Genomic DNA, 24,268 nt, shown 5'->3' with positions numbered 1-24,268 from the left:
GGGATGTTCTGATCAGGTCAGTTGACCATAGCTGCTCGGCGTCCAGGCCAACATGCCCTCGATCCTGATCATCGCCGCCTGGTGCAGCAGCGGGATCGGGTTGGCGTCGAAGTGGTAGAGGCCGGTGTCAGGATCCTGGTACCGCCGGTGCGCCTCGTCGGCATAGGCCGCGGCTGCCTTGCGGAATGCGGGATCGGGGCGCAGCGTGGACAGCCTCAGCAGGTTGGCGAAGAAGATCGCGTGGAACTCGGCAGGCTGGCTGAAGTAGGTGTCGTCTGTTGCGTAGAAGTCCAGCGCGGTCCTGGCGGTCTGGTAGGCCTGATCGAGGTAGCTTCGCTGCCCTGTCGCCTGGTACAGCAGCGCACCGGCTCCGATCATCACGCCCTGGTTGTAGGACCACTGGGTCTTCTGGATGTTCCCAGCAAGATCAACATGGTCCCAGTAGAGGCCGTTGGGAGCCAGCATGTAGCTGCGCACCCACTGGTACATCCGGTTGGCCCAATCCAGCCGGGACCGGTCACCGGTCAGCAGGTAGAGCCGTGCGCCGATCTCCGCCCCCGGTGCATTGGAGACGGTGTTCCGGTCGTTGCTCCACGTCGCCTGGGTCCAGAAAACGCCGCCAGGGCAGGGATGGCTCGGATCGGCGTCCCAACCGTAAACGACCAAATCGAAGATCTTTTCGGCCTTCTGCACAGCGGCGGCGTCGCGGCCACCCGCCTGGTTGTTGCGGAGCAGGAAGGACAACCCGATCCATTCGTTGTCGTCGTAGAACTTGTCACCGCCGCCGCCATACGGCGGCCGCAGGTAGGAGTCGTAACCCACCGGGTCCGTGGTGGAGTTCCAGTACGCCTCCAGCGCCCGGAACCGATCGTCGACATCCGATCGGTAGGCGCGTCCCGCTGCCGGGATGCCGGCCATCACCTGGCTGGCCACCATCGCCTGGGAGAACGGCCAGACGTAGCTGTACGGATTGCCGTCCACACGCGGGAACTGTTCGAGGTAGAACCCGGTCTGGGGATCGTAGAAGTTGTCCTGCATCGCCTGGTAGCTGGCCGCGGCCCGTCGGGCGAACTCGGCCGGCCCGGTGGCGGCTCTGGCCAGCGCCGGAGCGGCGAACCCGCTCCCGAGGGCTGCGGCGGCGCCGAGGCCGCCGGCGAGCACGGCTCGTCGGGTGATGCCGTGGGCGGGGGTGGAGGGTTCGGGGGATCGGGCGGGGAACTGATCGGGGGAATCAGTTGGCGTCATTGCACAATGTCCTCACGGTTGAGCGGAGCTGTCTCGGGACCAAACCTGCTGCACAACGCGGCCGGGTGTCAATCGCCGACGTCGGCCAACTGCGGCCCACGATCTCCTCCCGCGCCGGAACCGGGCCAACAGGGCCAAGGTTCGGTCGGTGCATCGGTACGGAAGACTGTCGGCTGTGATCATCGACGTCGGCGGACCGATTGGCGGAGCGACGAGCAGGGACGGTGCCGGATTCATCAGTCCGACAGCATTCGGCTACCGCGGTTCAGGCGGTGGGTCCGAGCCGATCGCCGTCGACGACCTGATCGGACGGACCGTTGCGCCCGGGGACCGGCTGCGCTACGCGATCTACCCCGAACTGGATCCCGAGCTGACCTACACCGCGACCTACGCAGCCGTCGATCTGCGATTCAGTGACGGTACCCGGCTCTTTGATCTCGACACCACCGACCAGTACGGAATGCCCGCCGACGCCGCGGGGCGCGGTCGGTCCAAGATCAGCTACGCCGACCAGTGGAACGACGTCCAGGTGGCGCTGGACGTCGCGGCGGGCAGGACGATCGAGCAGGTGCTGATTCGCGTCGAACCGCCGGAATCGGCACTGGGCAACGAATATCGTGGTTGGGTCGATGTTCTCGAACTCGGGCCGGCACCGGCAGAGCCTGACGGAACCGACCGCTGCGCCTATGTCGACACCCGTCGCGGCACCAATGCCAGCGGCGGCTTCTCCCGCGGCAACAACCTACCGATCACGGCCTGGCCCAACGGCTTCAACTTCCTGACGCCGGTGACCGATGCGGTCACCCACCGCTGGCCATACGAATACCACCGGGCCAACAACGCCGACAACCGTCCGGAGCTGCAGGGCATCGCCTTCTCCCACCAACCGAGTCCGTGGATGGGCGACCGGGACCAGTTGATCTTCATGCCGGTCGCGGCGGCGCAACCGATCGGTGACCCCGCGGAACGCGCGCTGGCGTTCAGTCATGATGACGAGATCGCTCGGCCCGATGTCTATCAGGTGCGGTTGGCCGGGGATCACTGCGCGGAGGTGGCACCGACCGATCACGGCGCGATCTTCCGGTTCACCTTTGCCGCCGGATCACCCGGCCGGCACGTGGTCATCGACACCATCGACGAGAACGGCAGCTTCCGCTACGCCGACGGGGCACTCACCGGCTGGGTCGAGAACGGCTCACCCTTCGGCCGCGCCCGGATGTACTGCTACGGCACCTTCGACGTCGAACCGTCCAGGTTCGGGCCGACCGTCGGCGGCCGGGTCAACACTCGGGCCGCCACCTTTGACCCGGGCACGAGCCAGGTCGTCCTGCGCCTGGCAACCTCCTTCATCGGTACCGACCAGGCCCGGCGCAACCTCGAGCCGGAACTTGCCGGTCACGGGTTCGACGCGATCCGGGAACGGGCGAACCGGAGCTGGAACGAACGGCTCTCGGTGATCACCGTCGCCGACGCCACCCCGCCCCAACTGCGCACCCTCTACGGCTGCCTCTACCGGCTCAACCTGTATCCCAACTCCCAGTTCGAGAATGTCGGCACCGCCGGCCAACCGGAGTATCGGTACGCCAGCCCGGTGCTCCCCACCGAGGGGGAGGCCGATGATGATCACACCAACGCCGTGATCAGATCCGGAAAGATCTATGTGAACAACGGCTTCTGGGACACCTACCGCACAGCCTGGCCGGCGTACGCGCTGTTCTACCCGACGCTGGCCGCCGAACTGGTCGACGGCTTCGTCCAGCAGTTCCGGGACGGCGGCTGGGTCGCCCGCTGGTCCTCACCCGGCTATGCGGACCTGATGACCGGTACCAGTTCCGACGTCGCGTTCGCCGACGCCTATCTGAAGGGAGCGCCGCTGCCCGACCCGTTGGGCACCTACTTCGCCGGACTCCGTAACGCCACAGTGACCCCCGACAACCCGGCCGTCGGCCGCAAGGGGGGCGGCGGACGGCATCTTCCGCGGCTACGTCAGCACCGAGGTGGAGGAGAGCGTCTCCTGGGCGCTGGAGGGCTACATCAACGACTTCGGCCTGGCCAACCAGGCAGCCGCGCTGGCGGCGGCACCGGAGACGCCCGATGATCTTCGCCGACGTCTCGCCGAGGAGTCGGAATACCTGCTCCGGCGCAGCCGCAACTATCTGCTGCTCTTCGATCCGAAGATCGACTTCTTCCAGGGCCGCAGAGCGGACGGCACCTTCGCCAAGACGCCCGAGGATTTCGATCCGTGCGAATGGGGCGGCGACTTCACCGAGACCGACGGCTGGAACTTCGCCTTCCATGTGCCGCACGACGGTGCCGGGCTGGCGGCGCTCTACGGCGGTCCGGCGGCGCTGGAGGAGAAGCTTGACGCCTTCTTCGCCACCCCGGAGCGGGCGGACAAGAAGGGCACCTACTCCACCGTCATCCACGAGATGCTCGAGGCGCGGGCGATCCGGATGGGGCAGTACGGGTTCAGCAACCAGCCGGCCCACCACATCGCGTACCTCTACAACTCCGCGGGGGCACCACAGAAGACCCAGGCCGTCGTCCGTGAGGTGTTGCAGCGGCTCTTCGTCGGCGAGCAGATTGGTCAGGGCTATCCCGGCGACGAGGACAACGGTGAGATGTCGGCCTGGTACCTGTTCAGCGCACTCGGCCTATATCCGCTGCGGGTGGGATCAGCCGAGTACGCGATCGGCTCGCCGTTGTTCGCTGAAGCACGGGTGACACCGGCCGGCGGCAAGCCGTTCATGATCACGGCGAGCAACACCGGACCGGACAACGTCTACCTGCGGTCGGCCATGATCAACGACCAGCCGATCACGGCGCCGTCGATCAGCCATGCTGATCTTGTCGGTGGCCGCCTGCATTACGAGCTGAGCCCGGAACCGTCGGACTGGGGAACCGCCGAGCCGGCGCCGTCGATCACCTCGCCCGGGGAAGCCGCGGTTCCGCTGCTCGACCTGTGCGTTGTCCCGGACGGGCCGGCGGCTGCACTCTTCGACGACGACTCGCGGACCGAGTTCGCGTTGACCGGCGAGCCGATCGCCTGGGCGCTCGACGAACCGGCGACGCCTGCGTTCTACACCCTCACCTCCGGCGCAGGCCCTGCCGATCCGACCGGCTGGCGGTTGGAAGGTTCGCTGGACGCACGGGAGTGGTTCGTACTGGACGAGCGCAGCGGCGAGTCGTTCGATTGGCGCCGCCAGACGCGGCCGTTCAAGATCGACCGTCCCCGAGCGGCGACCCACTATCGGCTGACCGGCATCGCTGCAGACAGCGGAGCCGCGTTGGCCGAAATCGAGTTGTTGGCGTGAGGATTCCCGGCCGGCTGCTCGCCGGAGCGGGCACGCAGGACTGGGACGACTGGCTCCCGCGGCTGCCCGGCTTGGTCAACGGGCTGCTCGAGGAGTGGCGGTTGACACCGGACGGTGAGCCGATGGCCGGGGCGGCGGCGTACGTCCTTCCGGTCCGGGACGGGGACCGGCGCCCGGCTGCACTCAAGGTCACCGTCCCGCATTGGGAGGCCGAACACGAGCATCTGGCCCTGCGGGCGTGGGGCGGCAACGGCGCGGTCCGGCTCTACCGTGCCGACCCCCGCCGGTGGGCGATGCTGCTGGAGCGGGCCGACCACACCCGGGACCTGAACCGACCCGGCATCGGCGAAGCGTGCGAGATCGTCGCAGGTCTCTATCCGCGGCTGCACCGGCGGGCGATTCCCCAACTGCGCAGGCTCTCCGACGTCATCGGCAAGGTGGCGGGCGGGCTGGCGGGACTGCGTGATCATCCCGCCGTGCCACGCCGGCTGGCCGATCACGCGCATTCGCTGGCCCGCAGCTTCGCCGACGATCCGAACACCGATGGTCGATTGATCCACACCGACCTGCACTTCGACAACGTGCTGGCCGCCGAGCGTGAACCGTGGCTGGTGATCGATCCCAAGCCGCTGTCCGGTGATCCCGCCTACGAGGTGGCCCCGCTGCTGTGGAACCGCTGGGCGGAGGCGGTGGCCACCCATGATCTTCGCGGCGCGATCCTCGACCGGTTGTTCACCGTCGTCGACGCCGCCGGACTCGACGAGGACCGGGTACGCGACTGGGTGATCGTCCGCGAACTCAGCAACGTGATGTACGCCCTCCGCAGCGGCAAGCCCGCCGATGACGACTGGATCACCATGTCGATCGTGATCGCCAAGGCGATGGTCCCCTGACCGTCAGCAGCCGGTCGTCCCCGGGCGCCGCTGCCACCCGCGTCCCCGCACCGGTTATTGCGTCCCGCACCGGGTGTACACGGTGCGGGATGCAGCAGCTGGTGCGGCAAGGGGGCGATGCCGGATCGGTGGCGGGTCGGAGCCCGTTGTGCCGGTTGAGGTCAGGAGATGATCACCAGGCGCTCGGGCATGGGGTGGGTCGTCTCCGGGAGACGCAGCGGGTCTCGACCGGGAGTGATCGACCCCAGCACCGATGACGCACCGGTCGCCGAGGCCAGCGTTCCCGGCAGTCCGTGCCAGCTGAGGTAGCCGACCAATGTCATCAGGTACGCCTCCTTGGCCTGGGCGGGCAGCCCGAACTCGTCGATCGATCGCATCGGGATCCCGGCGAGAGCCTCGATGCGCGCCATCAGCGTCGGATTCGCGACGCCGCCGCCGGCCACGACGAGTTCGGCCAGCCGATGTTGCCGACACGCCCGGGCAACCAACTGCGCGGTCAGCTCGGTCAGCGTGGCGACGAGATCGTCGAGTCCGATCGGGCGGCCCGCAACCATCCGGTCGAGATAGTCGGCGTCGAAGAGCTCCTTGCCGGTCGACTTCGGGGGCGGCAACCGGTAGTACGGCTCGGCCAGCAGCCGGTCCAACAGGTCGCGGTCGATCTCACCGCGTTCCGCCCGGCGACCGTCGGTGTCCATCCGTTCGGCGCCGCCGGTCGCCCGGCTGACCGCCAGGTCCATCAGGGCGCTGGCCGGACCGAGGTCGTACGCGACCAGGTCCGGGTCGGCGACGGTGATGTTGGCGATGCCGCCCAGGTTGAGTGAACCGCGGCGTACCCGGTCGGAGAGCACCAGCATCGAATCGAGGATCGCGGCCAACGGTGCACCCTGCCCGCCGCGGGCGATGTCGCGAGTTCGGAGATCGGACAGCACCGGCGTCCCGGTCGCCTCGGCGATCCAGGCCGGGCTGCCGAGTTGCAGCGTGCCGAGCGCCGCCCGGTCCTCGACCCAGTGAAAGACGGTCTGCCCGTGGGACACCACGAGGTCCACGGGACCGAGTTCGCCGACCGCCCCGGCGGCCGCTCGGCCGAACAGCCGGCCGAGCTCGGTGTCCAGCCGGCAGACCGCGCCGATGTCGGTGGTGTTCGGCGGCAGCAGCGCGGCGATGGCGGACCGCATCGCCGGTGAGAGCGGCGCGCTCACCATGCCGACCGGGCGACACTGCAGGACGACCCCGTCCTGGGTGAATTCCGCGACGGCGACGTCGACGGCGTCATAGGAGGTGCCGCTCATCATTCCGGCGATCCGGATGCTCATCGCACTATTCTGGCCAGGCCATGGCAGACAACCGCCGCCGGATCAGCCCGAGCCTGCGTCGCGGGCTCCGGATGGGGCTGCGTGGCCCGCGGGAGCCCGCCAGCACCGCGGGACAGCGGCGCCGTCGCTCCCACTCCGGCTTGTCGGACCGATACACCCGCCAGGTGCTCGACCTCACCATCCGACTGGCCGAGGTGATGTTGTCGTCCGGCTCCGGCACGGCCGACGTTGTCGCCACCGCCCAGGACGTCGCCCAGTCCTACCAACTGACCGATTGTGTGGTGGACATCACGTTCACAACAATCATCGTGTCAGCCCAGCCGGAGCCGGATGCCGATCCGGTGACCCTGGTCCGCGCAGTACGCAACCGGACCACCGACTACACCCGGCTGACCGAGTTGGACGATCTGGTCCGCCGGATCACCACCGGCGGCGTGACGCCGGAGGAGGCACACCAGGCGATGGACCGGCTGACCGACCGGCCCCATCCGTACCCTCGTTGGCTGGCCACCCTCGGTTGGGCGGGCTTCGCCCTCGGCGTTGCGATGCTGCTCGGCGGCAGTTGGATCACCTGCGGCCTCGCGGCGGCGACCACAGCGGTGATCGACCGGGTCGGCCGGTTGCTCAACCGCGTCCGGCTGCCGTTCTTCTTCCTGCAGGCCGCCGGCGCCGCGATCGCCACCGCGGTCGCAGTGGTGGCCTCGAGGTTCACCGGCCAACTGCCCGAGACGCTGATCGCGACCGGCATCGTCGTGCTGCTCTCCGGACTGACTCTGGTCGGCGCCGTCCAGGACGCCCTGACCGGATACATGGTCACCGCCGCCGCCCGGCTGGGCGACGTGATCTTCATGACTGCCGGCATCGTCGTCGGCATCGTGATGGTGCTGCAGCTGTCCGCGCTGCTCGGCAACGACATCACGGTCGACGTCGCCGCGCCGGCGCCGTACCACACCCCGGACACACCGCTGTCGATCTTCGGTTCGGTGTTCGGTGCGGCGCTGGCCGGGCTGTGCCTGATGATCGCCTGCTATGCGCCGCTCCGCTTCCTGCCGGCTTCTGGCCTGGCGTCGGGCGTAGCCCAACTGCTGATCGTGATCTTCGGTCTGGTCGGCTTCGGTCAGGTGCTCGCCAGCGGCCTGGCCGCCATCGCGGTCGGGCTGGCGGCCACCCTGCTGTCGATCCGGCGCCGGGCTCCGGCCATCGTCACGGTGATGGCCGGGATCACGCCCCTGCTGCCCGGTCTCGCCGTCTTCCGGGCTGTCTTCGCCGCTGTCGAGTCGCGATTCAACGAAGGCCTGGGACAGATGCTGGCGGCGACGGCGATCGCTCTGGCCCTCGGCAGCGGTGTCGTGATGGGGGAGTTCCTCAGCTCACCGCTGCGGATGGGCGCCGGTTGGCTCGGCCGGCTGCTTCGGGTCGAGGGGGCACCGGGTCTGCGCCGCGCGGTCGGAGTCGGCGTCACCCTCCGGTCGACACGCGCGGACCTGAAGGCGGACGATCCGCTGACCGTCACCGGTAGCCTGCCGCTGGTTCCGGTGGCCGCAGCATCCGACGGGCGATCCGATGGACATTATGGCGGGCGACCCGAGGGGCAGACCGACGGCAGTCAGACGATGCCGGAACCCGACATACCCGGATCGACGGAGTCCGGATCACGCGACGGTACGGATCCAGCGGCCTGACGCGGCGCGGCCGTCGGCGCCGGCAGCAGTCCCGGCAGGGCGTCCAGCACCGTTGTCCACAGGCGTTCGAGATTGCGCGGTCGACCGGCCACGTGCAACCGGTTGGTGATCATCACCGCAACCGCGTCGTGCTCGGGCAGGACGGCGAAACCGATGCCCGGAAAGCCGGTGTGCCCGATCGCTCGGCCGGCGGCCACGTTCCAGATCCGGAAACCCAATGCCTGCCCCGGATCGTCACCCGCTGTGCCGAAGCGGGCGACGGTCGCGGCCCGCACCGGTCCGCGACCGTCCAGCGAATCCAGCAGCATGCGGCCGAAGGTCAACAGATCTCCTGCCGTGGTGAAGATCCCGGCATGTCCGGCGATCGATCCGAACGCGTGGAAGCTGTTGCCGTCGTTGATCTCGCCGACCAGCAGATGGTGCCGCCATCGGGTGAACGAGTCCACCGAGCCGTCAATGGGATAGGGGTCGCCGGTGGCGATCATGGTCTGCTCGATCCGATCACCGTTCGAACTGGCCGCGACGCCGGCACCACCGGCCGGTACGGCGTAACGGGTTGCGGCCAGTCCGAACGGCTCGAGGACCAAGGCGGAACAGGCCCGGTCCAGTGGCAGGCCGGTGAGCTGCTCGACCAGCGCGCCGAGCAGCATGAAACCGAGGTCGGAATAATGCCGGCCGGAACGACGCCGGTAGCGTCGAGGCAGCGTGGTGACCAGCTTCAGCGCATGATCATGATCTGCGGCGCGCAGGTAGAGCGGCCACCATTCCCACAGGCCCGCTTGGTGTTCCAGCAGGTCGCCGACGGTGATGTCGGCCGGCAACCGGTCGTCGATGATCATGGCAGCCCGGGCGTCGAGTTCGAGGCGGCCGCTGTCGACCAGCCGCAGGCAGGCGGCGGTTGTGCTGATGATCTTGGTCACCGATCCGGCGTCGGTCCTGGTGTCGACGCGGAACGGTTCGACCCGCCCGGTGGTCCGCACTGCATCGCCGTACGGCACCACCCATTGTTGATCACCGACCGCGAGACCGAGGACGGCGCCGGGCGGCGGCTCGGTTCCGGGTTCGGCTTCGCTGCACAGTGCCGCGGCCACCGCCGACAGCCGGCGGTACGGCGCGAGCCGGGTGCTCAGGGAGCGCTCCAGAAGCCGACCAGATCGGGGGCCGGTCGTCCCTGTGCTGCAGCGATCCGCGTCCAGGGTGTGAAGCCGTCCAGCCAGTTGGCCAGCCCGTAGGCCAGATTGCGGTGGTCCTGCTCCTCGATCTCGGGCAGCGCCTGCCGGTAGGACTCCGCCATCCAGGTCGCCTGATCACCGGTGTGGAAGCCGACCGACAATCCGGAGGGCAGTCGCAGCGGCAACTCGGTCGGGGTGTTCAACAGGTGCCGCAATCCACCGGCAGCATGCACGCCGCCGCGGGCGAGTGCGAAGTCGAAGGTGTCCAACTCCTCACCGGTGAGACCGACGCCGGTCGCGCCCCAGCTGTTCTCCTTGATCAACATCTCCAGCACCCGCCAGGTCGCGACGTTGCGTTCCCTCGGGACGTACGCGCCGGTGAGGATCCGCTCCAGGTCGTCCGGCGTCGGGTCGTCCGGATCGAGGACCGGCGTGCCGGGCACCCGGCGGAAGATCGGGCCGAGCCGGGACAACAGGCCCTGATGGTCGGCCGGGTTCTGGGCGGGCGTCAACGCCGCGACCGCCTGGCTGCGCAGTTGTTCGGCACGGCCGGCCGGCGCTCCGAACATGTCGCGGACCTCATCGACCCCGATGGCGTAAAGCCGAAGCTCACCCATGCGACCCACGGTAACTTCAGCGACCAAGGGACGGCTATAGGCTCGCGGCATGAACACCCGGACACGTCGCCTGATCGTGTCCGGCCTGTTGATCCTGATGCTCCTGGTGGTGATCGGTGCGGCAGTCTTGCAGCTCCTCTGAGCGGGCTGCCTGTACGCTGCCACCTCAGCGTGCGGACTCGGGTTCCGGCGCGGCGAGCAGGGTGACCACCGCGGGTGAGGGGAAGCAGGTTGATGAGCCGACGGCCGACCGGCGCACCGCCTCAGACGCGTGCGGGTCTGCCCACCCCCTTGCCAAGGGGCTCGTCACCGATGGTTCCGTCGCTGCTGGTTCTGGCGCTGCTGACCGTGTGCCTGCTGATCGGTTCGACCCAGCGTGCGGCGGCGGAGGCCACCGTCGCCTTCACCATCACCGATGATCGGATCACCGAGTCCAGCGGCCTGGCCACCGACACCGATGCCGATCTCTACTGGACGGTGAACGATTCCGGGGATTCCGGTCGCGCTTTTGCCCTCGACCAGTCCGGCGAGGTCGTCGGAACCATCGGGTTCCGCGCCGAGGTCGTCGATGTCGAGGCGGTCCAGTACGCCGACAACACCCTCTATATCGCTGACATCGGCGACAACGATGCGAAGCGTCCGTTCGTCACCGTCTACCTGCTCGCCGATCCGCGGCCGAACAACGGCACGACGCTCTACCGCTCGGTGGACCTGGCCTATCCCGACGGGCCCCATGACGCCGAGACGCTGCTGGTCTCCGATACCGGACAGCTCTATCTGATCACCAAGGGCGCCAAGGGCGGGATCTACCAGGCACCGCGCGATCTCTCCCACAGCAGCGTGAACACGCTGACCCGGGTCGGCGACGCGCCGCCGTTCGTCACCGACGGCCAGTTCCTGGCCGACGGCCGGATCGCGGTCCGCAGCTATGTCGACATCTCGGTCCTCGACCCCGACCAGGGTTTCACGGTGGTGGCCCGCGCCGCGGCACCGTCCCAACCGCAGGGCGAATCACTGACCGGGAGCCTGGACGGGACCCGGCTGCTGGCCGGCAGCGAGGGAAAAGCCTCCAAGGTCTACTCGCTGCCCGTCCCGACCGCGATCGGCTCCGCGCCGTCACCCGGGGCAACGCCGCCGCCCGGAGCGTCGGCCTCGCCGGATGAGTCGAAAACTTCCGCAGCGGCCGATCCCGGCGGAGACAGCGCCGCGGACGAGGAGACCGACATCAACGACACCCAGGGCACCAGCCGCAGCGGCACCGTCGCGGCGCTGTTGGTTGCGGCGGCGGTCGCGGTCGCCGCGGGCGCGGGCGTCTACTTCGCGCGCGGGCGCCGCTCCAGCAGGTAGTCCAGGCAGCGGGTGAGCGCGGTGATGTCGTCGGGCTCGACGTTGACGAACATCCCGATCCGCAACTGATTGCGACCCAGACTGCGATAGGGGTCGGTGTCCACGACGCCGTTGGCCCGTAGAGTCGCCGCCAGCCAGCCCGCGTCGATGTCGTCGGCGAAGTCGATCGTGCCGATCACCGGCGAACGCAGCGACGGGTCGGCGACGAACGGTGTCACCCCCTCGGTGGCTTCGGCCCAGGCGTAGAGCCGCTTGGATGACTCGGCTGTCCGCGCGCCGGCGAAACCCAGACCGCCCGAGCAGTTCAGCCAGTCGATCTGGTCGGCAAGCAGCACCAGGGTGGCGACCGCCGGGGTGTTGTAGGTCTGGTCCTTGGCCGAGTTGGTGATCGCCGTGGCGAGGCTCAGGGTCGGCGGGATCCAACGGCCCGACGTCGCGACCTGCTCGACGCGCTCCACCGCGGCGGGCGACAGCACGGCGATCCACAGGCCGCCGTCGGATCCGAAGTTCTTCTGCGGCGCGAAGTAGTACACGTCGGTCTGGCTGATGTCGACCGGTACGCCGCCGGCAGCCGAGGTGGCATCGACCACCGTCAGACCGTCGGCCTCGATGCGACGCACCGGTGCGATCGCACCCGTCGACGTCTCGTTGTGCGCCCAGGCGTAGAGGTCGACGCCGTCCACCGGCTCGGGAACGGCGACCGAGCCCATCGGTGCGGTCGTCAGCACCGGGTCCTCCAGGTGTGGTGCCGCCTTGGCGGCCGCGGCGAACTTGGCCGAGAACTCGCCGAAACTTCCGTGTGCGCTCCGCCGGGTGATCAAGGAGCTGACGGCGATGTCCCAGAAGGTGGTCGACCCGCCATTGCCGAGGACGACCTGATAGCCGTCGGGCAGCGCGTACAGCTCACGAAGTCCGGCACGGACCCGGCCGACCAGATTCTTCACCGGCGCCTGCCGGTGCGAGGTGCCCAGCAGCGTACGACCGGCCGCGGTCAGCACGTCCAGACTCTCCGGCCGGATTTTCGACGGGCCGGATCCGAAGCGGCCGTCGGCGGGCAGCAGTTCGGCAGGAATGACGAGGTCGGCGGTCACGCGGAAGATTCTTTCACCTGGCTGGGAGACTGGCGTCATGAGCCACGACCTCGCAGCCGAACGCATCGACTACTCGGGCGACCATCTGCTCGAGGACACGGCGCCGGGCGACCCGTACGAGCTCTTCAACGCCTGGCTGGAGGACGCCTTCGCCGCCCGGGAGCGTGGACTGCTGCCGGAACCCACGGCGGTGGTGATCTCGACGGTCTCGGCCGAGGGTCGACCGAGTTCCCGGACGGTGCTGCTCAAGGGCATCGTCGACGGCGGCTTCACCGTCTTCACCAACTACGACTCGCAGAAGGGCCGCGACCTGGCGGCCAATCCTGCGGTCGCGCTGCTGTTCGGTTGGTATCCGCTGCAGCGCCAGGTGCGGGTCGAAGGGACGGCCGCGATGGTGCCGGCCGATGAATCGGACGCCTACTTCGCCACGCGGCCCCGCGGATCCCAACTGGGTGCTTGGGCGTCGGCGCAGTCGTCCGAGATCGGTTCGCTTGCCGAGTTGCAGGCCGCCTATGCGGCGGCCGAGGAGCGCTTTCGCGGCGGAGACGTACCCCGGCCGGACCACTGGGGCGGCTACCGGATCACCCCGGACCTGATCGAGTTCTGGCAGGGCCAACCCAGCCGGATGCATGATCGGCTGCGGTACCGCCGTTCCGGGAGCGGCTGGACAATGGGTCGGCTGGCGCCATGATCATCAGGTCGGCCGACCCGTGGGGGTGATCCGGCCGGGTGATCCTCAGGCCAGTTCGTTCAGCTCGATGGTGATTGCCAGGTACGCTTCCGGAAACGCTTCCAGGACACGGAGTCTGGGATCCTCGGTGGGGTAGATCCGCGGCAGCACGAGCTTTGTGATCTCCCGGAACCGCGGGTCGTCCAGGACGGCGTCGACGCCCGCCCGGTCGCCTCCGCGAGCGACGGCCTCAAGATCATCAGCGACCGGCAGGAGTACCGAGGCGGCCGCATCCGCGGCCCGGTCGTACAGCTGGCGCGCTTGGTTGCCGCGACGCCGGGCGTACCGCTGCTGGGACCAGCCGCCGGCCTTGGTCCGGCTCTGCACATAGGACGAGCCGACCTTGGAGTCGACCAGTCGCGTACCGTCGAAGACCCCGACGGCGAAGCCGCCGCGCCGGACCAACAGCGCACCGACCCGCCGGTCGGTCAGAACATGATCAACAAGTCCTTCGATCACCGACCGATCGTCCCGACCGCCGGTGACCAGCGGGCCGAACGGTACGGCGATGCGAGCCGTCGCGCGATCGGGAGCATGCAGGATGCAGACGGATCCATCGATGGTGACCTCGGGCTCGGGCGCGCCGTGTCGTTCGGCGAAGCCGGTGATCCACCGTGGCAGACGCTCCCGCGCGATTGCGATCCTGCGCGTCGCCGGTTCGCTCACGTCAGTCCTCTCCGCGGGCGGTGGGCGCGTGGATGGCGTGGCTGTTGACCACATACTTCCGGGAATGGGCGAACCCGCGAGCTGGCATCGGTCTCAGCCGCTCACTTGAGGAGAGCGGGCCTCGCGGGGAGGTGGAGAGATCCGAAGGCCGGGGGACAAGTCCGGCGCTCGCGGGTTCGGGTGTTGGCTTTGGATTAGCCGGCCGCTCGGGCCAGTGATCCAGACCAGCTGAATCAAGTCCAAAGGCGGCTAGCTAGCCGTCACCTCACAAGTCCGTAAGTCATTCATTCCTCGGACCACCTCCTTTCCGTGTGTTGCCCACAGTAGGTCGGTGACTCCGGGAGGGTCAACGGATTTCCCGACGTTTCCCACTTGGTGTCGCCCGCTGCCACCGAAGCCGCCGAGCCCTCCGGCCGCGTGCCGCCGTACCGCACCAGTTGGTCGGTCCCGCACCAGTTGGTCGGCCCCGCACCAGTTGGTCGGCCCCGCACCAGTTGCTCGGGCTCGCACCAGTTGGTCGGCCCCGCACCAGTTGGTCGGCGTCGCACCGGCTGCAGCGGGTGCGCCGTCGAGTTGGTGTAGCGGGAACGAGGAGCCGGTGCGGCAACCCTCGGGGATCGGCCGCCCCTGGTCGGCGTCGGCATGATCCGGTACGGGGCCGGTGGTGGCGGCGCGCCCTCGAGCCGCCGTGCCGCCGTCCCGCACCAGTTGGTCGGTCCCGCACCAGTTGCTCGGGCTCGCACCAGTTGGTCGGGCTCGCACCGGCTGCAGCGGGTGCGCCGTCGAGTTGCTGCTGCGGGAACGAGGATGTGGTGCGCGTACGAGGAAGTGGTGCGGCGCGTACGAAGAAGTGGTGCGCGTACCAGGCAGTCGTGGTGCGCGTACGAAGAAATGGTGCGCGCGTACGAGAAAAGTGGTGCGCGTACGAGGAAGTGGTGCGGCGCGTAGGAAGAGGTGGTGCGGCGCGTAGGAAGAAGTAGTGCGGGACCGCGGTGTGGTGCGCGTACGAGGAAGTGGTGCGGAGCGTACGAGCGATTGATGCAGGAGCGCGTGGTCCGTCCGGGCGTCGCCCCTCAGCAGACGATCACATTGACGCCGCGGTCCCGGACCCGGGCGACGTGCTCGGGATCGGCGTCGGCGTCGGTCAGCACAGTCGTCACCTCCGACAGATGACAGATCCGGGAGAAACCCACCTCACCGAACTTGGAGGCATCCGCGACGACGACCGCGTTCTTGGCCCGGGTGACCATGATCCGGTTGATCGCCGACTCGTCCTCGTCGTCGGTGGTCACCCCGGCGTCGGCCTCGATCCCTGTGGCGCCGAGGAAGCAGATGTCGGGGTTCAACTGGCTGAGCGTCTCCGAGGCCAGCGATCCGACCAGCTCATAGCTCTGCGGCCGGGCGACCCCGCCGCAGACGACGATCTTGATGAACGGGCGGACAGTCAGCTCGGTGGCGATGTTCAACGCGTTGGTGACGATGGTGACCCCGTTGTGCAGCGGTGCAGAGGTGGGGATCGCCCGCGCGATCTCCACCGTGGTGGTCCCGCCGTTCATCGCCACCGTGCAGCCCGGCCAGAGCATCTGCACGGCGCGTTCGGCGATCCGGTTCTTCGCCTCTGCCCGATTGCTGGACTTGTACCGCAGCGGCAGGTCATAACTGGTGGAGTTCGGTACGGCGCCGCCATGGGTCCGTGACAGCAGTTGCTGGTCGGCCAGGTGGTCCAGGTCCCGGCGGATGGTGGCTGCGGAGACGCCGAAGAAGTGCGCCGACTGCTCGACGTCGATCCGTCCTTGCTCCACAAGCCGTTCGAGCAGGGCGGTCAATCGTTCCGCTCTCGTCATCGCGCCTACTCTCGCCCACACGTTTTCAGCATGATATGTTCATATCTGCTTGTTTGGCTATCAAACAAGCACAATTCAGACAACTGGAGGACGTTGTGGGCACCTCTTCCCAGTCGGCGCCAGGATCGTTCGTCACCGCAGAAATCGCCTCCCAGCCCGACGTGTGGTCCCAGGGCATCGACCTGGCCGGCAAGCTGGCCGATCAGCTGCCCAGACCGGGCGAGCGAGTCGCGTTCGTCGGCTGCGGCACATCCTGGTTCGTCAGCCAGGTGATCGCTGCCTGGCGGGAATCCTCCGGACTCGGGGAGTCCGACGCGTTCACAGCCACCGAGACGCCGATCCACCGCTCGTACGACCGGATCGTGGCCATCACCCGGTCCGGTACGACCACCGAGGTCATCGACCTGCTGACCGCGGTGAGCGGAAAGATCCCGACGGTCACCCTGACCGCCGTCCCGGACACCCCGGTTGCCGAGGCCTCCGATGAGCTGATCGATCTGTCCTTCGCCGACGAGCAATCGGTGGTGCAGACCCGGTTCGCCACCACGGCGATGATGTTGTTCCGGCAGGCGTACGGGCTGGTCCCGGACGGCATTCTCGAGGCCTGCCGGGAGGCGACCACCGCCGAACTGCCGGCAGAACAGGTCACCGCCGAGCAGATCAGCTTCCTCGGCACGGGCTGGACGATCGGCGTCGCCAACGAGGCCGCATTGAAGTTTCGCGAGACGTCGTCCAGTTGGGCCGAGTCCTATTCGGCGATGGAGTACCGTCACGGCCCGATCAGCATCGCCCAGCCCGGCCGGCTGACCTGGATGTTCGGCGATGCCCCGGCCGGGCTGGCCGACCAGGTCGCCGAGACCGGCGCCGGATTCGTCGACCATGATTGTGATCCGCTGGTCGATCTTGTGCTGGCCCAGCGCGTCGCCGTCGCCCGCGCCCTGCAATTGGGCGGCGATCCCGACCAGCCGCGGAATCTCACCCGATCGGTCGTGCTGTCCTGATCCGGGACTCGACGAACAGGTGACCGGGGGAGCAGTGCAAGACGTGGAACCAGGCATGGAGACCGGCATGGACACCGGCGACGAATCCGCAGCGGACGCCGATGCCCAGGAGTTGGTGGCGGCCGTCGATCTCGGCGGCACGTTCACCAAACTCGGACTGATCACTCCGGACGGCTCGGTCCGCGCCGAGACCCGGATCCCGACGCGGCTGACGGCGCGCACCGACGGCGACGGCGGTGCGGGCACCGTCGACTGGCTGGGTGAGGAGATCAGCGCTTTCGCGGCGGCCGAGGCCGAAGCCATCGGAGTTCGTACGGTCGGCTTCGGAGTGGTGGTCCCGGGCATCGTCGACGCCGAAGCCGGCGTGGTTGTCTCGGCTGCCAACATCGGTTGGTCGAACATCGAGTTGGCCGGCCCGCTGGCCGCCCGGCTGGGACTTCCCGGAGGCATCGGTCACGACGTCCGGACCGGTGGGTTGGCCGAATGGCGGCTCGGCGCGGGCCGCCGATTGAACAACCTGCTCTTCGTTCCGCTGGGCACCGGCATCGCGGCAGCCGTGGTGGTCGACGGTCGTCTTCTCGAGGCCGACGGTTATGCCGGGGAACTCGGCCACATCCGCGTGCCGTCCGCCGGTGATCAACGCTGCGCCTGCGGTCAGACCGGTTGTCTGGAGATCGTCGCCGGAGCGGCCGGCGTAGTGCGCAACTACAAGCGACTGGCCGGGCCGACCTCCGAAGTGATCACCGCAGAACAGATTGCCGACAAGGCCCGCAACGCCAATCCCGAAGCCCTCGGTGCTTTCGAGATCGCCGGTACGGCACTGTCCGAGGCCTTCGTGATCGCCCTGACCCTGCTCGGACCGGAGGCGATCGTGATCGGCGGCGGACTGTCCGGCGCCTCGGATCTGCTGCTGCCGATCATCGAATCCGAATTCGACCGCCGGCTCACCTTCCAGCGACGTCCGCGGTTGATCACCTCCTCCTTCGGCAGCCACGCCGGTCTGGTCGGCGCGGGCCTGCTCGGCTGGCGTAGCGTCGCGGCCGAGCGGCAGTGACCCGTCACGGTGCAAGGACCTTGATCACCGTCACCTCCGGGAGGAAGGAGCGCCGATGTCGACCCGACGGCTGAGGTGCAGTCATCTCGTCACCCCGACCGGTGTGCTGCTGGATGCGATGGTGATCATCGACTCCGAGCGGATCACTGCCGTCCGGTCGTTCGATCCGGAGGATCAGTTCGCGCTCGGCGAGCATGCGCCGATCGAGGTGATCGACGGCTGGGTCGTGCCCGGTTTCGTCGACACGCATACCCACGGAGGCGGCGGGTTCGATCTTGCAACGACCGACGTCGACGCGGCCCGGTCGGTGATCGACTTCGCCCGCCGCAGCGGCACCACCAGCCTGTACGCCAGCCTGGTCACCGCGCCGCTGGAGGTCCTGGAAGATCAGCTTCGCTGCCTGGCGCCGCTGGTCGACAGCGGCGAACTCGCCGGGATCCACCTCGAGGGTCCCTTTCTCTCGTACGGAAAACGCGGTGCGCACGATCCGGACCTGCTCCGCGACCCGGATCCGGATGCCGTGGACCGATTGCTGTCCGCGGCCGACGGCAGACTGTCCATGATCACCATTGCTCCGGAGCTGCCCGGAGCACCCGACGCGATCGCCCGCTTCAGCTCGGCCGGGGTGTCCGTGGCCGTCGGTCACACCGAGGGTGATGATCGGTCGACCCGATCCGCGCTGGACGCCGGCGCCGGCGTCGCCACCCACCTCTTCAACGGCATGCCCGCGATCCACCACCGCCAGCCCGGTCCGGTGCCGGTGCTGCTCACCGACGATCGCGTCCTGGTCGAACTGATCTGTGACGGCGTCCATCTGCACCCCGAGGTGATCAGGATGGCGATCGACGCCGCGGGGATCGACCGCGTCGCCTTGATCACCGACGCAATGATCGCCACCGGCATGGCTGACGGCGACTACACGCTGGGCGGGCTGCAGGTGACCGTGGCCGACGGAGTTGCCCGGCTGCAGACCGCCGACGGCAGCCAGGGCTCCATCGCCGGATCAACGCTGACGATGGCGGCGCCTTCGCCTTCTGCGTCCAGGAGGTCGGGCTCTCGGTGCCCGATGTCGCAGCGATGGCCGCGACCAGCCCGGCGGTCAGGCACGGACTGACCGAGGTCGGTGCCATCGCACCCGGACGCCGGGCCGACATCGCCGTCGTCGACGATCAGGGCAACCTGCGGCGCCTGATGTACGCCGGCCAGTGGCAGGACGACCAGCACCAGGGGGTTGCGTGACACTCGCCCGACTGACCGATCTCCTGGCCCCCGCCGCCGAGCAGCGGCGCGGCGTCGGTGCCTTCAACGTGTTCAGCTTGGAACACGCCGAGGCCCATGTCGCCGGCGCCGAGCAGGCCGGGACACCGGTGGTTCTGCAGATCTCGGAGAACGCCGTGAAGTACCACCGGGCGCTGGAACCGATCGGCCTGGCCACGCTCTCCATCGCCCGGTCCGCCACCGTTCCCGTTGTCGTACACCTCGATCATGCGACGGACGACGAACTGGTCGACCGGGCCATCGGACTCGGCTTCGGATCGGTGATGTACGACGCGTCCCGACTCGATTACGACGCCAACGTCGCCGCAACCGCAGCCGTGGTGGACCGCTGCCATGCCGCCGGGTTGGATGTCGAGGCGGAGCTCGGCGAGGTCGGCGGCAAGGACGGCGTCCATGCACCCGGTGCCCGGACCGACCCGGCCGAGGCTGCCCGGTTCGCCGCGGCGACCGGTGTCGACGCGCTCGCCGTCGCGGTGGGCTCGTCCCATGCGATGACCACCCGGACAGCCAAGCTCGATCTCGACTTGATCAGCGCGCTCCGGGAGACGGTCGACGTACCCCTGGTGCTGCACGGTTCGTCCGGCGTTCCGGACGCCGAGATCGCCCGGGCGGTCGCCGCCGGGATGACCAAGGTCAACATCGCCACCCATCTCAACGTCGTTTTCACCGGGGTGATCCGCGACCTGCTGACGGCCGATCCAGCGTTGGCGGACAGCCGAAAGTATCTCGGCCCGGCCCGGGACGCGGTGGCCGCCGAGGTTGCCCGGCTGCTGGGGGTGCTGACCAACCGCCCGATCGACTAATCTTGCATCGTTCCAGATTCCGGGTCTCGTGGTGGTCCGTCGGGGTCGGACGCGAACAGCGGAGGTAGGGGAGACGACGTGCGGGATCTGATCGACACCACTGAGATGTACCTCAAGACCATCTACGAACTTGAGGAAGAAGGCATCGTGCCGCTTCGAGCGCGGATCGCCGAGCGGCTGCATCACAGCGGTCCGACCGTCTCCCAGACCGTCGCCCGGATGGAACGTGACGGGCTGCTGCACGTCGAGGGCGACCGTCACCTCGAGCTGAGCGAACTCGGCCGGCAGCGGGCGACCCGGGTGATGCGTAAACATCGACTCGCCGAGCGACTGCTCACCGATGTGATCGGCCTGGAATGGGAACTGGTGCACGACGAGGCCTGCCGCTGGGAGCACGTGATCTCCGAGGAGGTCGAGGAGCACCTGGTCAAACTGTTGCAGGCACCGACCGACTCGCCCTACGGTAATCCGATCCCCGGCCTGTCCGAGCTGGGCGTGGCCCCTGCGGTCGACGGCTTCCGGACCGGGAACGAGCCCCTGGTCGACGTCGTCGACGCTGCGACGGGGACCGTGCGGGTGAGATTGGTACGGATCGGCGAGGAACTGCAGAAGGACGTCGAGCTGATGGCGGATCTGCGCGCCGCCGGGATGACGCCTGGCTGCGAGGTCGAGGCCGGGCCCGGCGGCATGGGCGTACGGCTCAATCTGGATAACGGGACTCGGTGCGATCTGGATCGAACGGCCGCCGTCCATCTGTTCGTCAGCAAGATCTGATCCCTGCCGCGGCGCCGTGAACCAGTCAGACGACCGACCCCCAGCTTCGACGACGATGCCGAAGGCTGGGCGTCCTACCTGGCCGAATTCCACGACAAACGTCCCGGTGCGGTCGAGGCCGTGTTGTCCCAGGCAGCGTCCGGGGACACCACCCCGTACCGGTGGCTCGCCCGGGCGATCCCGACCCGGGTGCGCACGGTGCTCGACCTGGCCTGCGGATCCGGTGCAGTGTCCCGCGAACTTGCCGCGCCGGGCCGCACCGTGATCGGGATCGACCTCTCGGCCGCTGAGCTGACGGTCGCTGCGGCACGAGGTCCCGGCCCGTGGGTGCGCGGCGACATCCGCAGACTGCCGTTCGCCGACGCCTCGGTCGACGCCGTGACCGCCTCCTTGGGACTCGTCGTCGTTCCTGAACTGTCCGAGGTGTTGTCCGAGGTCGCCCGGGTGCTCAAGCCGGGCGGAGTGTTGGCCGCGATCGCGCCGGCTCTGCGGGGCATCGCACCCCGGGATCTGCGGGTGCTGGGGCGGATCACCGCCCGACTGCGCGCCAAGCCGCAGTTCCCCGGTGCGGTGGAGATCGCCGGCTTCCGGCGGAGCCTGGAACAGGTGGGTCTCCGTCGGGTGGAGGACGCCCGCGAGCGGTACGGATTCTGGGTGACATCGCGAACCGATGCCGAGACGGTCATGAAGGCGCTCTACCTGCCCGAGACCCGGTGGTCACGGGTGGAATCGGCGATCGAACACCTGGAGGACCGGATCGCGGTGCGCGGCCCGGTCGAGTTGGCGATCCCGATGCGACGGGTCGTCGCGATCAAATAACCGGACCGAAGAGCATCGCGCAAAGCGTTCGAACGGCGGTGACGGGTACAGGAATAGAAGCGGTCGCCGTCGACGTTGCAGAGTCCGACGGCGTTACACGAGACGTCAGACAGAACGTCATGAGGAGCTGATATGGCAACGGTCGAGATCACCGCCGACACCTTCGAGAAGACGATTGCCGAGAACGACATCGTCCTTGTCGACTTCTGGGCGGACTGGTGTGGTCCGTGCAAGATGTTCGCTCCGGTGTTCGACAAGTCGTCGGAGAACCACGGCGACGTCGTACACGCGAAGCTGGACACCGACGCCAACCAGCAGTTGGCCGGCGCACTCGGCATTCAGGGCATCCCGACACTGATGGCATTCCGCGAGGGCGTGCTGGTCTTCAACCAGGCAGGTGCACTCCCGGCGAAGTCGCTGGAAGAGGTTGTCACCGCCGTGAAGAACCTCGACATGGAAGAGGTGCACGCGCAGGTGGCCAAGATGAAGGCCGAGGACGAGGCGGCCAGCTGATCTGAAGCCTGAGCAGTAGGCCCACGCTGGGAAGACGAAGCTTGGGCTGGCATAGCAGGGTAGACAAAAGGGACCGGCCTTCGGGCCGGTCCCTTTGTTGTCGGTGCTTGTGCCCGCTTCGTTTGCCTTGTCAGCGCCCTCGGTGCGATTCGAACGCACGACCTACCGCTTAGGAGGCGGTTGCTCTATCCCCTGAGCTACGAGGGCCCGGAGTCCCGCGGGCCGGGCGCGGCCTATCTTGTCACAACTTGGCGGGTCCTCAGCCCCCGCCGAGCGGTGCCGGATCCTGGATGTGGGAGCACCGCCTTCCGGCGGCTACATTTCTCGGTATGCCCGGACCGGTCACTCTACGCAGCGGCGGCAACGTCGTCGTAGCGGTAGCCGTCTGGGTGTTCTGCGCCGTCGCGCTGGTCGACGGGATCCTGCGGGGCACTCCGAGCTACATCCTGCGCGACGTGCTCGTCGTCGCGGCCGTGTCGCTGGCCGGCTGGTTGGTGTTCTTCCGCCCGCGGCTGATCGTCCGCGACGAGGGTCTGACCATGATCAACCTCATCCGCACCTACCACATCCCGTTCGGCAGCCTGCAGAGCTGGAAGGTCGGTGGGACGATGCAGGCCGAGTTCCGGTTGGAGGGAGACCGGATGGGCAAGGCCACCTCGTGGGGCGCGCCGGGTGTACGCAAACAGCGTCCGGCGTTGTCCTCGGTGATGGGCCGGAACCGCGGTTCGTTCGCCCCTCCCGGGATGGCCGGGTCGGCCAACGCCGATCTGAGATCGGTGACCGAACTCGCGGTCGAGCATCGCGAGCGGGAATGGCAGCGAGCCCATCCCCAGGGCGAGGAGACGGTTGCACGCAGGACCTGGAACTGGCTACCCGGTGCGGTTCTGGTGGTACTGATCCTGGTCCGGGTTGCAGTTGGGTAACAAGTGGTCTGGATTGGGGATCGCGAGATACGATACGTCGGATTGTGGGCGGAGTCTGGGGTCCAACGGATTCGCCCACCGTGGCCCAGTGTCGTATCGGGCATGACGCGGGTTGTCGGGAATTGAAAGGATAGTACGTCGAATGAATCGTCAGGTGGATTTGCCGTGCTCGCGTAGCGGCGACAGTTCGAAAGGCTGAGCTACCAGCGTGCTCGCATATCTCGTCCGGCGGTTCATCAACTATCTGATCCTGACCGTCATCGCGACGCTGCTGACGTACATTCTTGCCAGCTACACCCTGAATCCGGCCGCCCGTTACCAGGGTCGAAACCCACCGATGAGCCCGAACTCGATCCACAACATCCTTGCCGGCCTCGGCCAGGATCCGAATGTGCCGGTGGTGAAACGGGCGATCACCTGGTTCGGCAATATCGTCATGCACGGCGATTTCGGAATGCTGTACAACAATCAGCCGGTGGTGAATTCGATCATCACTCGCTCCGGAATCAGCCTGCAATTGCTGCTGGTCGGCACCATCGTCGGAGCATTCCTCGGCGTTGTGCTCGGTGTGTGGGGTGCGGTCCGGCAGTACCGGCTCAGCGACCAGGTCGTCACCACGCTCTCCTTCCTGGTGCTGTCCACCCCGGCGTTCGTGCTGGGCGTGTTGTTGATGATCGTCGCGACCCGGTTCAACGCCGCGATCGGCCATCAGCTGATCAGTTTCACCGGTCAGTACACCCCGGGACTCAGCGGCTTCGGTCCGGTGGTGTTGGACCGGATCAGCCACCTCGTGCTGCCGACGATCGCCCTGGTGATGACCGGTGCCGCGAGTTACTCACGCTACCAGCGCAGCGTGATGCTCGACGTGCTGTCCAGCGACTTCATCCGCACTGCCCGGTCCAAGGGACGCCGACGCGGGTCGGCGATGATCCGGCACGGCGTCCGGGTGGCACTGATCCCGATGTCGACGTTCTTCGCCTACAACTTCGGTCTGCTGGTCACGGGCTCGACCTTCCTGGAGACGGTGTTCAGCTGGCACGGCATGGGCGAACTCGCGCTGACCTCGATCACCCAGCACGACATCAACGGTGCGGCCGGCTCGGTCTGCTACGTCGCGGTGTTGATCCTGCTGGCGTCGACACTGTCGGAGATCCTGTATGCGGCTCTCGATCCGAGGGTGAGGGTGTGA

At 68.0% G+C, this 24,268-nt stretch carries 21 protein-coding genes, 1 tRNA gene and 1 pseudogene; 15 read left to right on the top strand and 8 right to left on the bottom strand.

Annotated features, from left to right (window positions below):
• Positions 1–12: 12 nt before the first annotated feature.
• Positions 13–1,245 carry a glycoside hydrolase family 76 protein gene (locus tag GJV80_RS13410; protein ID WP_154688323.1) on the bottom strand — a complete coding sequence of 411 codons (1,233 nt, stop codon included), beginning with the start codon at positions 1,243–1,245 and terminating at the stop codon, positions 13–15.
• 148 nt (positions 1,246–1,393) lie between these two features.
• Here GJV80_RS13410 and GJV80_RS23975 point away from each other — a divergent pair, with 148 nt between their 5' ends.
• From GJV80_RS23975 to GJV80_RS13400, 3 genes are read left to right on the top strand one after another with little or no spacing between them, the layout of a single operon-like run.
• Positions 1,394–3,343 (top strand): glycoside hydrolase domain-containing protein, encoded by a 1,950-nt coding sequence (locus tag GJV80_RS23975; protein WP_230207671.1) that lies wholly within the window; start codon positions 1,394–1,396, stop codon positions 3,341–3,343.
• Positions 3,243–4,559, top strand: a complete 1,317-nt coding sequence (locus GJV80_RS23970) for a glycoside hydrolase domain-containing protein (protein ID WP_230207670.1) — start codon at positions 3,243–3,245, stop codon at positions 4,557–4,559. Before GJV80_RS23975 ends, GJV80_RS23970 begins: the two co-directional genes overlap by 101 nt.
• Positions 4,556–5,452 (top strand): aminoglycoside phosphotransferase family protein, encoded by an 897-nt coding sequence (locus GJV80_RS13400; protein ID WP_154688322.1) that lies wholly within the window; start codon positions 4,556–4,558, stop codon positions 5,450–5,452. The genes GJV80_RS23970 and GJV80_RS13400 overlap by 4 nt, the downstream gene beginning before the upstream one ends.
• 161 nt (positions 5,453–5,613) lie before the next feature.
• On the opposite strand, the gene GJV80_RS13395 is transcribed toward GJV80_RS13400, so the two are convergent.
• Entirely contained in the window at positions 5,614–6,765 is a 1,152-nt protein-coding gene (locus GJV80_RS13395) for an anhydro-N-acetylmuramic acid kinase (protein ID WP_154688321.1), read from the bottom strand.
• Positions 6,766–6,785: 20 nt separating this feature from the next.
• Here GJV80_RS13395 and GJV80_RS13390 point away from each other — a divergent pair, with 20 nt between their 5' ends.
• Positions 6,786–8,447 carry a threonine/serine exporter ThrE family protein gene (locus GJV80_RS13390; RefSeq protein ID WP_154688320.1) on the top strand — a complete coding sequence of 554 codons (1,662 nt, stop codon included), beginning with the start codon at positions 6,786–6,788 and terminating at the stop codon, positions 8,445–8,447.
• Here GJV80_RS13390 and GJV80_RS13385 read toward each other — a convergent pair.
• Positions 8,372–9,538, bottom strand: a complete 1,167-nt coding sequence (locus GJV80_RS13385) for a serine hydrolase (protein WP_195908919.1) — start codon at positions 9,536–9,538, stop codon at positions 8,372–8,374. The two genes, GJV80_RS13390 and GJV80_RS13385, sit on opposite strands and share 76 nt — an antisense overlap.
• Positions 9,539–9,573: 35 nt before the next feature.
• A complete protein-coding gene (locus GJV80_RS23225) occupies positions 9,574–10,236 on the bottom strand; it encodes a hypothetical protein (protein ID WP_195908918.1) in 663 nt (220 codons plus the stop codon).
• 312 nt (positions 10,237–10,548) lie between these two features.
• Between GJV80_RS23225 and GJV80_RS13380 the strand changes: the two genes are divergently transcribed.
• On the top strand, positions 10,549–11,583 hold the full coding sequence (locus tag GJV80_RS13380) for a hypothetical protein (RefSeq protein ID WP_154688318.1): 1,035 nt from the start codon (positions 10,549–10,551) through the stop codon (positions 11,581–11,583).
• Here the strand turns inward: GJV80_RS13380 and serC are convergent.
• Positions 11,550–12,674: a phosphoserine transaminase gene (gene serC / locus GJV80_RS13375; protein WP_230207669.1), complete on the bottom strand. Its 1,125-nt coding sequence runs from the start codon at positions 12,672–12,674 to the stop codon at positions 11,550–11,552. The two genes, GJV80_RS13380 and serC, sit on opposite strands and share 34 nt — an antisense overlap.
• 37 nt (positions 12,675–12,711) lie before the next feature.
• Here serC and pdxH point away from each other — a divergent pair, with 37 nt between their 5' ends.
• On the top strand, positions 12,712–13,365 hold the full coding sequence (pdxH, locus tag GJV80_RS13370) for a pyridoxamine 5'-phosphate oxidase (protein WP_154688316.1): 654 nt from the start codon (positions 12,712–12,714) through the stop codon (positions 13,363–13,365).
• Positions 13,366–13,410: 45 nt separating this feature from the next.
• Here the strand turns inward: pdxH and GJV80_RS13365 are convergent, their stop codons facing one another.
• Positions 13,411–14,070 carry an acVLRF1 family peptidyl-tRNA hydrolase gene (locus GJV80_RS13365; protein ID WP_154688315.1) on the bottom strand — a complete coding sequence of 220 codons (660 nt, stop codon included), beginning with the start codon at positions 14,068–14,070 and terminating at the stop codon, positions 13,411–13,413.
• Positions 14,071–15,143: 1,073 nt separating this feature from the next.
• Entirely contained in the window at positions 15,144–15,914 is a 771-nt protein-coding gene (locus tag GJV80_RS13360; protein WP_154688314.1) for a DeoR/GlpR family DNA-binding transcription regulator, read from the bottom strand.
• 95 nt (positions 15,915–16,009) lie between these two features.
• On the opposite strand from GJV80_RS13360, the gene GJV80_RS13355 reads away from it, so the two are divergent.
• From GJV80_RS13355 to trxA, 7 genes and pseudogenes are all read left to right on the top strand, one after another.
• Complete coding sequence (locus GJV80_RS13355) at positions 16,010–16,915, top strand: SIS domain-containing protein (protein WP_230207668.1); 906 nt, start codon at positions 16,010–16,012, stop codon at positions 16,913–16,915.
• A gap of 55 nt (positions 16,916–16,970) precedes the next feature.
• Positions 16,971–17,969, top strand: coding sequence for an ROK family protein (locus tag GJV80_RS13350; RefSeq protein WP_154688312.1), 999 nt, complete (start codon positions 16,971–16,973; stop codon positions 17,967–17,969).
• Positions 17,970–18,024: 55 nt separating this feature from the next.
• Positions 18,025–19,208, top strand: a pseudogene (gene nagA, locus GJV80_RS13345) (N-acetylglucosamine-6-phosphate deacetylase).
• Entirely contained in the window at positions 19,205–20,050 is an 846-nt protein-coding gene (locus GJV80_RS13340) for a class II fructose-bisphosphate aldolase (RefSeq protein WP_154688311.1), read from the top strand. Before nagA ends, GJV80_RS13340 begins: the two are co-directional and overlap by 4 nt.
• Positions 20,051–20,128: 78 nt before the next feature.
• Positions 20,129–20,824 carry a metal-dependent transcriptional regulator gene (locus GJV80_RS13335; protein ID WP_154688310.1) on the top strand — a complete coding sequence of 232 codons (696 nt, stop codon included), beginning with the start codon at positions 20,129–20,131 and terminating at the stop codon, positions 20,822–20,824.
• Positions 20,825–20,944: 120 nt separating this feature from the next.
• Positions 20,945–21,643, top strand: coding sequence for a class I SAM-dependent methyltransferase (locus tag GJV80_RS13330; protein ID WP_230207667.1), 699 nt, complete (start codon positions 20,945–20,947; stop codon positions 21,641–21,643).
• Between the two features lie 132 nt (positions 21,644–21,775).
• Entirely contained in the window at positions 21,776–22,156 is a 381-nt protein-coding gene (gene trxA, locus GJV80_RS13325; protein WP_154688308.1) for a thioredoxin, read from the top strand.
• A gap of 134 nt (positions 22,157–22,290) precedes the next feature.
• Here the strand turns inward: trxA and GJV80_RS13320 are convergent.
• Positions 22,291–22,363 (bottom strand) — tRNA-Arg (locus GJV80_RS13320).
• 122 nt (positions 22,364–22,485) lie between these two features.
• Here GJV80_RS13320 and GJV80_RS13315 point away from each other — a divergent pair.
• A complete protein-coding gene (locus GJV80_RS13315) occupies positions 22,486–23,079 on the top strand; it encodes a hypothetical protein (RefSeq protein WP_154688307.1) in 594 nt (197 codons plus the stop codon).
• Between the two features lie 208 nt (positions 23,080–23,287).
• Positions 23,288–24,268 carry an ABC transporter permease gene (locus GJV80_RS13310; RefSeq protein ID WP_154688306.1) on the top strand — a complete coding sequence of 327 codons (981 nt, stop codon included), beginning with the start codon at positions 23,288–23,290 and terminating at the stop codon, positions 24,266–24,268.

Origin of the sequence: Microlunatus sp. Gsoil 973 (assembly GCF_009707365.1) — a bacterium.
In the GTDB taxonomy this organism is placed as follows: domain Bacteria; phylum Actinomycetota; class Actinomycetes; order Propionibacteriales; family Propionibacteriaceae; genus Microlunatus.
Note: the sequence above shows the minus strand (reverse complement) of the source record. Positions and strands in the feature narration are given on the sequence as shown.

Excerpts from the sequence above, each read along its gene's own strand:
- GJV80_RS13410 (WP_154688323.1), bottom strand. The coding sequence starts at position 1,245 with ATGACGCCAACTGATTCCCCCGATCAGTTCCCCGCCCGATCCCCCGAA.
- GJV80_RS13395 (WP_154688321.1), bottom strand. The coding sequence starts at position 6,765 with ATGAGCATCCGGATCGCCGGAATGATGAGCGGCACCTCCTATGACGCC.
- GJV80_RS13390 (WP_154688320.1), top strand. The coding sequence starts at position 6,786 with ATGGCAGACAACCGCCGCCGGATCAGCCCGAGCCTGCGTCGCGGGCTC.
- GJV80_RS23225 (WP_195908918.1), bottom strand. The coding sequence starts at position 10,236 with ATGGGTGAGCTTCGGCTTTACGCCATCGGGGTCGATGAGGTCCGCGAC.
- GJV80_RS13380 (WP_154688318.1), top strand. The coding sequence starts at position 10,549 with ATGGTTCCGTCGCTGCTGGTTCTGGCGCTGCTGACCGTGTGCCTGCTG.
- pdxH (WP_154688316.1), top strand. The coding sequence starts at position 12,712 with ATGAGCCACGACCTCGCAGCCGAACGCATCGACTACTCGGGCGACCAT.
- GJV80_RS13360 (WP_154688314.1), bottom strand. The coding sequence starts at position 15,914 with ATGACGAGAGCGGAACGATTGACCGCCCTGCTCGAACGGCTTGTGGAG.
- GJV80_RS13350 (WP_154688312.1), top strand. The coding sequence starts at position 16,971 with ATGGAGACCGGCATGGACACCGGCGACGAATCCGCAGCGGACGCCGAT.
- trxA (WP_154688308.1), top strand. The coding sequence starts at position 21,776 with ATGGCAACGGTCGAGATCACCGCCGACACCTTCGAGAAGACGATTGCC.
- GJV80_RS13315 (WP_154688307.1), top strand. The coding sequence starts at position 22,486 with ATGCCCGGACCGGTCACTCTACGCAGCGGCGGCAACGTCGTCGTAGCG.